Annotated in this window: 10 protein-coding genes; all 10 read left to right on the top strand. The window is 61.0% G+C overall.

The window, feature by feature from the left end; all coding sequences use genetic code 11:
• Window positions 1-52 precede the first annotated feature (52 nt).
• The 10 genes from bioF (at window position 53) to LOY70_RS27330 (ending at window position 11,869) form a co-directional block, all read left to right on the top strand.
• Window positions 53-1,231: an 8-amino-7-oxononanoate synthase gene (gene bioF, locus LOY70_RS27375; protein ID WP_265031592.1), complete on the top strand. Its 1,179-nt coding sequence runs from the start codon at window positions 53-55 to the stop codon at window positions 1,229-1,231.
• A complete protein-coding gene (locus tag LOY70_RS27370; RefSeq protein ID WP_123416075.1) occupies window positions 1,224-1,955 on the top strand; it encodes an alpha/beta fold hydrolase in 732 nt (243 codons plus the stop codon). Before bioF ends, LOY70_RS27370 begins: the two co-directional genes overlap by 8 nt.
• Window positions 1,948-2,760, top strand: a complete 813-nt coding sequence (gene bioC, locus LOY70_RS27365; protein WP_265031588.1) for a malonyl-ACP O-methyltransferase BioC — start codon at window positions 1,948-1,950, stop codon at window positions 2,758-2,760. The genes LOY70_RS27370 and bioC overlap by 8 nt, the downstream gene beginning before the upstream one ends.
• Window positions 2,757-3,437 carry a dethiobiotin synthase gene (bioD, locus tag LOY70_RS27360; RefSeq protein ID WP_265031587.1) on the top strand — a complete coding sequence of 227 codons (681 nt, stop codon included), beginning with the start codon at window positions 2,757-2,759 and terminating at the stop codon, window positions 3,435-3,437. Before bioC ends, bioD begins: the two co-directional genes overlap by 4 nt.
• A gap of 121 nt (window positions 3,438-3,558) precedes the next feature.
• The gene (locus LOY70_RS27355; protein ID WP_123343785.1) at window positions 3,559-3,855 is read left to right on the top strand and encodes a pyrroloquinoline quinone biosynthesis protein PqqE; all 297 of its coding nucleotides are present in this window, start codon (window positions 3,559-3,561) and stop codon (window positions 3,853-3,855) included.
• Window positions 3,856-4,130: 275 nt separating this feature from the next.
• The gene (locus LOY70_RS27350; protein ID WP_265031586.1) at window positions 4,131-5,936 is read left to right on the top strand and encodes a phenylacyl-CoA dehydrogenase; all 1,806 of its coding nucleotides are present in this window, start codon (window positions 4,131-4,133) and stop codon (window positions 5,934-5,936) included.
• Between the two features lie 331 nt (window positions 5,937-6,267).
• Entirely contained in the window at window positions 6,268-7,557 is a 1,290-nt protein-coding gene (locus LOY70_RS27345) for a GGDEF domain-containing protein (protein WP_123343787.1), read from the top strand.
• A gap of 91 nt (window positions 7,558-7,648) precedes the next feature.
• Window positions 7,649-9,445, top strand: coding sequence for an acyl-CoA dehydrogenase C-terminal domain-containing protein (locus LOY70_RS27340; RefSeq protein WP_265031583.1), 1,797 nt, complete (start codon window positions 7,649-7,651; stop codon window positions 9,443-9,445).
• A 139-nt stretch (window positions 9,446-9,584) separates the two neighbouring features.
• Window positions 9,585-11,363: an acyl-CoA dehydrogenase C-terminal domain-containing protein gene (locus tag LOY70_RS27335; RefSeq protein ID WP_265031581.1), complete on the top strand. Its 1,779-nt coding sequence runs from the start codon at window positions 9,585-9,587 to the stop codon at window positions 11,361-11,363.
• Between the two features lie 347 nt (window positions 11,364-11,710).
• A complete protein-coding gene (locus LOY70_RS27330; protein WP_038436734.1) occupies window positions 11,711-11,869 on the top strand; it encodes a YqaE/Pmp3 family membrane protein in 159 nt (52 codons plus the stop codon).
• The last annotated feature ends 57 nt before the right edge of the window (window positions 11,870-11,926 follow it).

Below are 11,926 nucleotides of genomic sequence, written 5' to 3'. Positions count from 1 at the left end.
CCACATTGGATTTCATTAGTTTTCTAAATAGCGGTTCACCCCCGAGGCCTGCATGCCCTTCGATCTCGCCGCACGCCTGGCTGCCCGTCGTGCCGAAAACCTCTACCGTCAACGCCCGTTGCTTGAAAGCCCGCAGGGGCCGGAAGTGGTGGTGGATGGCCAGCCGTTGCTGGCGTTCTGCAACAACGATTACCTGGGCCTGGCCAATCACCCGCAAGTGATCGAAGCCTGGCGCGCCGGGGCGGCCCGGTGGGGCGTCGGTGGCGGCGCATCTCATCTGGTGATCGGCCACAGCAGCCCTCATCACGCCCTGGAAGAAGCCTTGGCCGACCTGACAGGCCGTCCGCGGGCGTTGCTGTTCACCACCGGCTACATGGCCAACCTCGGCGCGGTCACCGCGCTGGTAGGACAGGGCGATACAGTGCTGGAAGACCGACTCAATCACGCCTCGTTGCTCGACGCCGGGCTGTTGTCCGGTGCACGCTTCAACCGGTATCTGCATAACGATGCCCAGAGCCTGGCCAGCCGTCTGGAGAAAGCCACCGGCAATACCCTGGTGGTCACCGATGGTGTGTTCAGCATGGACGGCGATATCGCCGACCTGCCGGCCCTGGTCCAGGCCGCCAAAGCCAAGGGCGCCTGGCTGATGGTCGATGATGCCCATGGTTTCGGCCCACTGGGGGCTAATGGCGGCGGTATCGTCGAGCATTTTGGCTTGAGCCAGGAAGATGTACCGGTATTGGTTGGCACCCTGGGCAAGGCCTTCGGCACCGCCGGCGCCTTTGTGGCCGGCAGTGAAGAACTGATCGAAAGCCTGATCCAGTTCGCGCGTCCCTATATCTATACCACCAGCCAACCGCCGGCCTTGGCCTGTGCGACCCTCAAGAGTCTTGAATTGCTGCGCAGCGAACATTGGCGACGGGAGCATTTGCAGGTGCTGATCCGCCAGTTCCGCCACGGCGCCGAGCAGATTGGCCTGCAACTGATGGACAGTTTCACGCCGATCCAGCCGATTCTGATCGGTGATGCGGGGCGGGCGATGCGCTTGTCGCAGATGTTGCGCGAGCGTGGGCTGATGGTCACCGCGATTCGTCCGCCCACCGTGCCGGCCGGCAGCGCCCGGTTGCGCGTTACCTTGACCGCCGCCCACAGCGAAGCCCAAGTGCAACGATTGCTCAGTGCGCTGGCGGAATGTTTTGCTCAACTGGGACCGGAGCCAAGTCATGCGTGATCGACTGATATTGCTGCCCGGCTGGGGTTTGGGCGTGTCACCGCTGGAACCATTGGCGGCGGCGCTGCAAGGGCTCGACGAACATCTGCGGGTGGAAATCGAGCCGTTGCCGGCACTGGCATCGAATGATCCCGATGAATGGCTCGAAGAGCTGGACGCCTGCGTGCCCCAGGATGCCTGGCTGGGTGGCTGGTCCCTGGGCGGCATGCTGGCCTCGGCGCTGGCGGCGCGGCGGGGCGAGCGCTGCTGCGGCCTGCTGACCCTGGCGAGCAATCCGTCCTTCGTCGCCCATGAACAATGGCCGAGCGCGATGGCTGGCGAAACCTTCGACGGTTTTCTCGCCGGATGCGCTGGCGATCCACGCCAGACCCTCAAGCGTTTCAGTTTGTTGTGCGCCCAGGGCTGCAGCGATCCGCGCGGGTTGTCGCGGTTGCTGCTGGCCGGTGCGCCGAATACTGCGCCAGAGGTATTGATGGCCGGGCTCGAGGTGCTGGCGCAACTGGACACCCGCCAGGCGTTGCAGAGCTTTCGAGGCCCGCAACTGCATCTGTTTGCCGGGCTCGATGCCCTGGTCCCGGCTGAAGCCGCGGGTGAGTTGCTGGTATTGCTGCCGGATGTCGAAATCGGTCTGATCGAACAGGCCGGCCACGGATTCCTTCTGGAAGACCCTCACGGTGTGGCGGGGGCGATCCAGGCTTTTTTGCATGAGTCCGGTGATGACTGATCTATCCCTGCCCAAATTACCCGGAGCCTTGCCCGACAAACGCCAAGTGGCAGCCTCGTTTTCCCGGGCAGCGACCAGCTATGACAGCGTGGCCGAGTTGCAACGCGATGTGGGCCAGCAATTGCTCGCGCGCCTGCCTGCCTCACCCTTGCCGGGGCGATGGATGGACCTGGGCTGCGGCACCGGTTATTTCACCCGGGCTCTGGGTGCGCGCTTTGGTGAGGCGACCGGCCTGGCGCTGGATATCGCCGAAGGCATGCTCAATCACGCTCGTCCCCAGGGCGGAGCGGCACATTTTGTCGCCGGCGATGCCGAGCGCTTGCCCTTGCAGACGGCGAGCTGCGACCTGGTGTTCTCCAGCCTGGCAGTGCAATGGTGTGCAGATTTTGCCTCGGTGTTAAGCGAGGCCCATCGTGTATTGAAACCGGGTGGCGTATTTGCCTTTACTAGCCTTTGCGTCGGCACCTTGTACGAATTGCGCGACAGTTGGCGTCAGGTGGATGGCCTGGTGCACGTCAACCGTTTCCGCACGTTCGAGACCTACCAACAACTGTGTGCGAGCAGTGGGCTGAAGGTTGTCAGCCTTGAAAATCGTCCGCATGTGTTGCATTACCCGGATGTGCGCGGGCTGACCCATGAACTGAAAGCCTTGGGCGCCCACAATCTGAACCCTGGGCGGCCCGATGGGTTGACGGGCAGGGCACGGATCCTGGCATTGGTTGAAGCCTACGAAGGTTTTCGCCAGGCGCAGGGTTTGCCCGCGACCTATCAGGTGGTCTACGCCGTCTTGGAGAAACCGCTATGAGCCAGGCTTATTTCATTACCGGCACCGACACTGACGTGGGCAAGACCACCATTGCGGCCGGTCTGCTGCACGCTGCGCGGCAGGCCGGCTTGAGCACCGCCGCCGGTAAACCGGTGGCCTCGGGCTGTGAGGTGACGCCCCAGGGCCTGCGCAACGCCGATGCCCTCGCGCTGCTGGCTGAGTGCTCGGTGCCGCTTGAGTACGCGCAGGTCAATCCACTGGCGTTCGAACCGGCTATCGCGCCTCACTTGGCCGCCCGGGAAGCCGGCGTGGCGCTGACGGTGCAATCGTTGCTGGGCCCCATGCGGGCAGTGCTGGCCCTGGAGGCCGATTTCACCTTGATCGAGGGCGCGGGTGGTTGGCGCGTGCCGCTGGCCGACCAGGACAACCTTTCGGACCTGGCCATGGCACTGGGCCTGCCGGTGATCCTGGTGGTGGGTGTGCGCCTGGGTTGCATCAGCCACGCGCTGCTGACCGCCGAGGCCATCGCCCGTGACGGCCTGCAGCTGGCTGGCTGGGTGGCGAACATCATTGATCCCAAGACATCGCGCCTGGAAGAAAACCTGGCCACCCTGGCCGAACGCCTCCCGGCGCCGTGTCTGGGGCGAGTACCGAGAATCAAGAACGTGACCGCCGAAATCGTGGCCGAGCATCTGCACCTGGATTTACTGGATTAATCTGCCGGGCGAAGGTTTTTACTATGACCAGGCACTGTGCCATTAGTGTTTTTGTCGGGTCTTTTCCCCAGGCTTCTGATTCAATGGCCACTGTCGACCCTTCAAGAAGACGAGCTCTGCCATGGAAATCTCAGGAAACACCGCGTTCTATGCCGGTCTGAGCACTATTCAGACAGGGCAGAACCGCGTCGATCAAGCGTCCAGCCAGATCGCCAATAACACGATCGAGCGTGCGGTCACCAGCCAGTCGTCCGAAGTTCAGGTCGATCGCCTGCGTTCGGTGGACCGTAGCCAGCAATCGGACGTGACCAGCAACATGGTCGATATGGCCCAAGGCAAGTTCCAGGTGCAACTGGGCGTGAATGTCGCCAAGGCGGCCGACGAAATGCTCGGGACGTTAATCGATACCTTTGCCTGATCGTGTATTTCCCGATTTGCAAAAACGCCGCGATTATTCGCGGCGTTTTTGTCTCTAACATCTTGTTGCTCAACTAATCTTTCCTACGCGCATTGCGGATCCTTCACCGCTGTGGATTTTCTGTGTCCGACATTTTTACTGGCTGATGACGAACGGCAAAAGATCGGCCCTTGACAAGATTTCGGCGTAAACGTATGTTTCAAACAACTGTTTGATCGCTACAACAAATCCACGCGGTCGCTCATTCCCGGTTACATCAGCAGAGGTTTATCGCTATGCCTGACTACAAGGCCCCCTTGCGTGATATTCGCTTCGTTCGTGACGAACTGCTCGGTTACGAGGCGCATTATCAGAGCCTTCCGGCTTGCCAGGACGCAACGCCAGACATGGTTGGCGCCATTCTCGAAGAAGGCGCCAAGTTTTGTGAGCAGGTGCTGGCGCCGCTGAACCGCGTGGGTGACCTCGAAGGCTGCACCTGGAGCGAGTCCGGTGTGAAAACCCCGACCGGTTTCAAGGAAGCCTACAAGCAATTCGTCGAAGGCGGCTGGCCAAGCCTGGCCCACGACGTCGAGCACGGCGGTCAAGGCCTGCCGGAATCCCTCGGCCTGGCAGTCAGCGAGATGGTCGGTGAAGCCAACTGGTCGTGGGGCATGTACCCGGGCCTGTCCCATGGTGCGATGAACACCATTTCCGAGCACGGTACGCCGGAGCAACAAGAGGCTTACCTGACCAAGCTGGTGTCCGGCGAATGGACCGGCACCATGTGCTTGACCGAACCGCACTGCGGCACCGACCTGGGCATGCTGCGCACCAAGGCCGAGCCGCAAGCGGACGGTTCCTACAAGGTTTCCGGTACCAAGATCTTCATTTCGGCTGGCGAACACGACATGGCCGACAACATCGTCCATATCGTCCTGGCGCGCCTGCCGGACGCACCGGCCGGTACCAAGGGCATTTCGCTGTTCATCGTGCCAAAATTCCTGCCTAACGCCGACGGTACCATCGGCCAGCGCAATGCGGTGAGCTGCGGTTCCCTGGAACACAAGATGGGCATCCACGGCAACGCCACTTGCGTGATGAACTTCGACGCGGCCACCGGTTTCCTGATCGGCCCGGCGAACAAAGGCCTGAACTGCATGTTCACCTTCATGAACACCGCACGCCTGGGCACCGCACTGCAAGGCCTGGCCCACGCCGAAATCGGTTTCCAGGGTGGCCTGAAATACGCCCGTGACCGCCTGCAAATGCGTTCCTTGACCGGCCCGAAAGCACCGGACAAGGCCGCCGACCCGATCATCGTGCACCCTGACGTGCGTCGCATGCTGCTGACCATGAAGGCCTTCGCCGAAGGTAACCGGGCGATGGTCTACTTCACCGCCAAGCAGGTCGACATCGTCAAATACGGTGTGGACGAGGAAGAGAAGAAAAAAGCCGATGCGCTGTTGGCGTTCATGACGCCAATCGCCAAGGCCTTCATGACCGAAGTCGGCTTCGAATCGGCCAACCATGGCGTGCAGATCTACGGCGGCCATGGCTTCATCGCCGAGTGGGGCATGGAGCAGAACGTTCGCGACAGCCGTATCTCGATGCTGTACGAAGGCACCACCGGCATCCAGGCCCTCGACCTGCTGGGCCGCAAAGTGTTGATGACCCAGGGCGAGGCACTCAAGGGCTTCACCAAGATCGTCCACAAATTCTGCCAGGGCAACGAAGGCAACGAAGCGGTCAAGGAGTTCGTAGAACCCCTGGCTGCACTGAACAAGGAATGGGGCGAGCTGACCATGAAGGTCGGCATGGCGGCCATGAAGGATCGCGAGGAAGTCGGCGCGGCGTCGGTGGACTACCTGATGTACTCCGGTTACGCCTGCCTGGCTTACTTCTGGGCCGACATGGCGCGTCTGGCAGCGGAAAAACTCGCCGCCGGCACCACTGAAGAAGCCTTCTACACCGCCAAGCTGCAGACCGCGCGCTTCTACTTCCAGCGCATCCTGCCGCGTACGCGTACTCACGTGGCAACCATGCTGTCGGGCGCCAACAACCTGATGGACATGAAAGAAGAAGACTTCGCGCTGGGTTACTAAGCCTCAAGCGGGTCTTACCAGCCGCTGCTTTCCTTCGGGAGCAGCGGCTTTTTCATGTCCGTTACGAATCCCTTGTGGGAGCGAGCTTGCTCGCGATGACGGCGGTACATTCGGCATCATTCTCAGCAGTCATACCGCTATCGCGAGCAAGCTCGCTCCCACGGCAGTGCTCCAACGTTCGTGAAATAACATTCATTCAACAAATCGCTAAGAAAACATTCCCTCCTGCCGTTACAGGGATGGCAGTGTGACATCTGTCACATCTCCAGTGCCTTACGCCGCAATAGCAGGCACAATGCCATCTTTGCTCAGCCCGGTCGGAGCTTTACCCTTGCCGCGTTCTTCCGCTGTACGTTTCAGCCATTTCCTACCGTCATTGCTGCTGTTGCTGGCGGGGCTCGCGGCTGCCTACGTCAAGGATCTCAACGTTTTCTTCACCTCGCTGTTCAACGTGCTTCCGACGTTGGTGTTGCTGCTGGGCGGTGCCTATTGCGCGGTCTATCGTCGCCAGCGTGAGCTGTTCCTGATGGTCACGGTGTACATCGCCTACTTTTTGCTGGACACCCAGACCGACTTCTATCGCGACAACGGCAAGGTGCGTGAAGACGCCGCAGTGGTGTTCCACCTTGTCTGCCTGTTGCTGCCGCTGTTGTTCGGGCTGTTCGCGGCGTGGCAGGAGCGCACTCATTTGTTCCAGGACATGGTGGCGCGGTTCGCGGTGTTGCTGGTCTTTGGCAGCGTGGCGCTGGCCCTGGAGCAAAGTTTCCCCCAGGCATTGCTGCTGTGGCTTTCGGAGATACGCTGGCCGGCGTTGCACGGCGCCTGGATGAGCTTGATCCAACTGTCCTATCCGGTGTTCGCCGCGGTGTTTGTGTTGCTGGCCTGGCAATACTGGCGCAACCCCCGCCCCCTGCATGCCGCGCAATTGGTGGGCTTGCTGGGGGTGTTCTGGATGCTGCCCAAGACCTTCATCCTGCCGTTCACCCTGAACATCATGTGCAGCCAAGTGATGTTGATGATCGCCGCCGCGGTCGCTCATGAGGCCTATCAAATGGCTTTCCGTGACGAGCTGACCGGTCTGCCGGGGCGACGGGCCCTGAATGAACGCATGCAACGCCTGGGACGCAATTATGTGTTGGCGATGAGCGACGTGGACCACTTCAAGAAATTCAACGACACCCACGGCCACGACGTGGGCGACCAGGTGTTACGCCTGGTCGCCAGCAAACTGTCGAAGATCGGCGGTGGAGGGAGGGCGTATCGCTACGGCGGTGAGGAATTCGCGCTGGTGTTTGCCGGCAAGACCATCGACGAGTGCATGCCCCATCTGGAAGTCATCCGCCAGTCCATCGAGACGTACAGCATTCAGTTGCGTAATCCCGACAGTCGTCCCCAGGATGATCAACAAGGCCGCCAGCGTCGCGCCGGGGCCGGTGCGTCCAGTGTCTCGGTGACGGTCAGCATCGGCGTCGCGGAACGCCTCGAGCAACGCACCCCCGAAGAAGTACTCAAGTCCGCCGACCAGGCGCTCTATAACGCCAAGGGCGCGGGGCGTAACTGTGTGATTGCCTTCGGCCAGAACCGCCGTGGTGCGGTGCGCATGGACGCCGCCGCGGGTTGAGTGATGACGGCGCATTCAGCGCCTGGACTGTGATTGTGGGGTTCGGTGGCCGGCAGTAGGTTGAAACGATCTGCTGCCGGAGAAAACCACCATGCCCGAGTACAAAGCCCCGCTGCGCGACATGCGCTTCCTGATCGATCACGTCTTTGACTTCCATGGCCGTTATGCCGAGCTGGGTGTCAGCGATGCCAGCCCGGACATGGTCAGCGCGATCCTCGAGGAAGGCGCCAAATTCTGTGAGAACGTGCTGGCGCCGCTCAATCGCCCGGGTGACGAAGAAGGCTGCCACTTCGACAACGGCGTCGTCACCACGCCTACCGGTTTCAAGCAGGCTTTCGCACAGTACGTGGAGGGCGGCTGGCACGGGCTGGCGGCGGATCCGACCTATGGCGGCCAGGGGCTGCCCAGCTCCCTGGGCCTGGTCATCAGCGAGATGATCGGCTCCAGCAATACCTCCTGGGGCATGTACCCGGGCCTGACCCACGGCGCCATGTCGGCCATTCACGCCCATGGCACCGAAGCGCAGAAGCAGACCTACCTGAGCAAACTCACCGCCGGTCAGTGGACCGGCACCATGTGCCTGACCGAAGCCCACTGCGGCACGGACCTGGGCATCATCAAGACCCGCGCCGTGCCCCAGGCCGACGGCAGCTACGCGATCTCTGGCAGCAAGATCTTCATATCCGCCGGCGAACACGACATGAGCGACAACATCATCCACCTGGTGCTGGCCAAGCTGCCGGACGCTCCCGCCGGCACCAAGGGTATCTCGTTGTTCATCGTGCCCAAGTTCCTGCCCGACGCCAGCGGCGAGGCAGGGGCGCGCAATGACGTTGCCTGCGGCTCGATCGAACACAAGATGGGCATCAAGGCCTCCGCCACTTGCGTGTTGAATTTCGATGGGGCCAAGGGTTTCCTGATCGGCGAGCCGAACAAGGGCTTGAACTGCATGTTCACCATGATGAACCACGCCCGTCTCGGCACCGGCATGCAGGGCCTGTGTCTGGGGGAGGCGAGCTTCCAGGGCGCCATCAAGTATGCCAATGACCGTTTGCAGATGCGCGCGCTGACCGGCCCCAAGGCGCCGGACAAGGCCGCCGATCCGATCATCGTCCATCCCGATGTGCGCAGGATGCTGTTGACCATGAAAGCCTTCAACGAGGGCAATCGGGCGCTGACCTATTTCACCGCGCAACTGCTGGACACCGCGCACCTGAGCCCGGACGAAACCGCCCGCCAGGAGGCCGAGGACTTGCTGGCCTTTCTTACGCCGATCTGCAAGGCCTTCATGACCGACACCGGGCTGGAAGTGACGAACCACGGCATGCAGGTGTTCGGCGGCCACGGTTTCATTCGCGAATGGGGCATGGAACAGTTGGTGCGCGACTGCCGCATCGCGCCGATCTATGAGGGCACCAACGGCATCCAGGCCCTGGACCTATTGGGGCGCAAGGTGCTGGGCAGCCAGGGCAAATTGCTGCGCGGCTTCACCAAGATTGTTCATAAATTCTGCGCTGCCAACGCGCAACATCCGCAGCTCAAGGAATATGTCGCGCAACTCGACGGGCTCAACCAGCAGTGGGGCGAGCTGACCACTCGGGTTGGCATCGCCGCCATGAAGAATCCAGATGAAGTCGGCGCCGCCTCCGTGGATTATTTGATGTACAGCGGTTACATCATCCTGGCCTACCTGTGGTTGCGCATGGCCCTGGTGGCCCAGTCGCAACTCGACAGCGGCAGCGGTGACGGCGATTTCTGCCAGGCCAAACTGGCGACCTGCGAGTTCTACTTCAAGCGCCTGCTGCCACGTACGACCGCCCATCGTGCCGCTGTCGAGGCTGGGAGCGACTGCCTGATGAAGCTGCCGGCAGAGTTGTTTGCCCTCTGACAATCTATTGGTCGTGACTAAAAATAACAAAACGGTCATGGGTTGACCCTATGTGTCGCAAAAGTTGTTGAGGTACACTCCGACCCATGCAAAAACCGTTTTCTTACGAACCAACTGTTTAGATCCTGCGAGGTTTGCCATGGCTGACTACAAAGCGCCCCTGCGCGATATGCGCTTCGTCCTCAATGAAGTCTTCGAGGTCACGAAACTCTGGGCCCAATTGCCGGCGTTGGCCGACACCGTAGACGCTGAAACTGTCGAAGCGATCCTTGAAGAAGCCGGCAAAGTCACCAGCAAGAGCATTGCCCCCCTCAGTCGTGCGGCTGACGAAGAAGGTTGCCACTGGGCCGACGGCGCCGTCACCACGCCGGCCGGTTTCCCACAGGCTTATCAGACTTATGCTGAAGGCGGCTGGGTCGGTGTCGGTGGTGATCCGGCTTACGGCGGCATGGGCATGCCAAAGGCCGTTTCCGCCCAGGTCGAGGAAATGGTCAACTCCGCGAGCCTGTCCTTCGGTCTGTACCCGATGCTGACCGCCGGGGCTTGCCTGTCGATCAACGCCCACGCCAGCGAAGAGCTGAAAGCCGCATACCTGCCGAACATGTACGCCGGTGTCTGGGCGGGCTCCATGTGCCTGACCGAACCACATGCCGGCACCGACCTGGGGATCATTCGGACCAAGGCCGAACCCCAGGCCGACGGTTCCTACAAAGTCAGCGGCACCAAGATATTTATCACCGGCGGCGAGCACGACCTCACCGAGAACATCATTCACTTGGTGTTGGCGAAGCTGCCGGACGCACCTGCTGGGCCGAAAGGTATTTCGCTGTTCCTGGTGCCCAAGTTCATGGTCAATGCCGACGGCAGCCTGGGCGCCCGCAACCCGGCCAACTGCGGCTCGATTGAACACAAGATGGGTATCCAGGCGTCCGCCACATGCGTGATGAACTTCGACGAAGCCGTGGGTTATCTGGTCGGCGAGCCGAACAAAGGCCTGGCGGCGATGTTCACCATGATGAACTACGAGCGTCTGGGCGTCGGTATCCAGGGCCTGGCCTCTGGTGAGCGCTCCTACCAGAACGCCATCGAATACGCCCGTGACCGCCTGCAAAGCCGTTCGCCAACCGGCGCGCAGAACAAGGACAAGGTGGCCGACCCGATTATCGTCCACCCGGACGTACGTCGGATGCTGTTGACCATGAAAGCCTCGAACGAGGGGGGCCGGGCGTTCTCCACCTACGTGGCGATGCAATTGGACACCGCCAAGTTCAGTGAAGACCCGACCACCCGCAAGCGCGCCGAAGACCTGGTGGCATTGCTGACGCCGGTGGCGAAGGCTTTCCTGACTGACCTGGGCCTGGAAACCACGGTCCACGGCCAGCAGGTTTTCGGCGGTCACGGCTACATCCGTGAATGGGGCCAGGAGCAGCTGGTCCGTGATGTGCGCATCACCCAAATCTACGAAGGCACCAACGGTATCCAGGCGCTGGACCTGGTGGGGCGCAAGATCGTCGGCACCGGCGGTGCGTTCTACAAACTGTTTGCCGATGAGATCCGCCATTTCACCGCCACTGCAAGCAGCGACCTGGCGGAGTTCACCAAGCCTCTGAACGACGCGGTCGGTACGCTGGATGAGTTGACTGAATGGTTGCTGGACCGGGCGAAGAACAACCCCAACGAAATTGGCGCCGCCTCGGTGGAGTACCTCCAGGCGTTCGGCTACACCGCCTACGCCTACATGTGGGCGTTGATGGCCAAGGCGGCCTCTGGCAAAGAAAACCAGGATGATTTCTACGCGAGCAAATTGGGTACGGCGCGCTTCTACTTTGCCCGCCTGCTGCCGCGTATTCATTCCCTGAGTGCTTCGGTGAAGGCGGGGAGCGAGTCGCTGTTCCTGCTGGAGCCCGGGCAGTTCTAAAAACTGACATTGTGTAAGCAAACGCTTACACAATGTGCTGGCATTTTCCCTCTATCGGCAGGTTGGATCCAAGGCTAATCTACTTCACATGGACGTCGCGCAGGATGCGCAAAGCAACAGCACGGACACGTAGGATTCTGCCAGGATGGCGGAGTGAAATGGATGTCAGGGAAACAGTCTGCAAAGCCCCGCTTCGGCGGGGTTTTCTTTTGCCTGCGTTTTTTGTCGTTGCGCAGGTTTGGCCGTTCGGGCCGTCTTTCTTGATTGTTTTTCACTGAACCCTGGCGAGCGGTCGGGGGTCAATGAGCTGTATGGCAACGTAGCCATCGCCAATCAGGGAGTCATCCATGGATATCATTCGAATCATCATCGCCATCCTGCTGCCGCCACTGGGTGTTTTTCTGCAGGTCGGTTTTGGCGGGGCTTTCTGGCTGAATATCCTGCTGACATTGCTGGGTTACATCCCGGGCATCGTGCATGCGGTGTACATCATCGCCAAGCGCTGAGGATCTGGCGCGAATTCGATTACATGGTCTATCCCCCCTGTGGGAGCGAGCAAGCTC

Origin of the sequence: Pseudomonas sp. B21-054, assembly GCF_026016345.1 — a bacterium.
Classification (GTDB): domain Bacteria; phylum Pseudomonadota; class Gammaproteobacteria; order Pseudomonadales; family Pseudomonadaceae; genus Aquipseudomonas.
The sequence above is the reverse complement of the archived record's forward strand: the minus strand, read 5'-3'. Positions and strand labels throughout refer to the sequence as shown.

Bases quoted from the DNA above. Each gene is read 5' to 3' on its own strand.
- bioF (WP_265031592.1), top strand. From the start codon at position 53: ATGCCCTTCGATCTCGCCGCACGCCTGGCTGCCCGTCGTGCCGAAAAC.
- LOY70_RS27370 (WP_123416075.1), top strand. From the start codon at position 1,224: ATGCGTGATCGACTGATATTGCTGCCCGGCTGGGGTTTGGGCGTGTCA.
- bioC (WP_265031588.1), top strand. From the start codon at position 1,948: ATGACTGATCTATCCCTGCCCAAATTACCCGGAGCCTTGCCCGACAAA.
- bioD (WP_265031587.1), top strand. From the start codon at position 2,757: ATGAGCCAGGCTTATTTCATTACCGGCACCGACACTGACGTGGGCAAG.
- LOY70_RS27355 (WP_123343785.1), top strand. From the start codon at position 3,559: ATGGAAATCTCAGGAAACACCGCGTTCTATGCCGGTCTGAGCACTATT.
- LOY70_RS27350 (WP_265031586.1), top strand. From the start codon at position 4,131: ATGCCTGACTACAAGGCCCCCTTGCGTGATATTCGCTTCGTTCGTGAC.
- LOY70_RS27340 (WP_265031583.1), top strand. From the start codon at position 7,649: ATGCCCGAGTACAAAGCCCCGCTGCGCGACATGCGCTTCCTGATCGAT.
- LOY70_RS27335 (WP_265031581.1), top strand. From the start codon at position 9,585: ATGGCTGACTACAAAGCGCCCCTGCGCGATATGCGCTTCGTCCTCAAT.
- LOY70_RS27330 (WP_038436734.1), top strand. From the start codon at position 11,711: ATGGATATCATTCGAATCATCATCGCCATCCTGCTGCCGCCACTGGGT.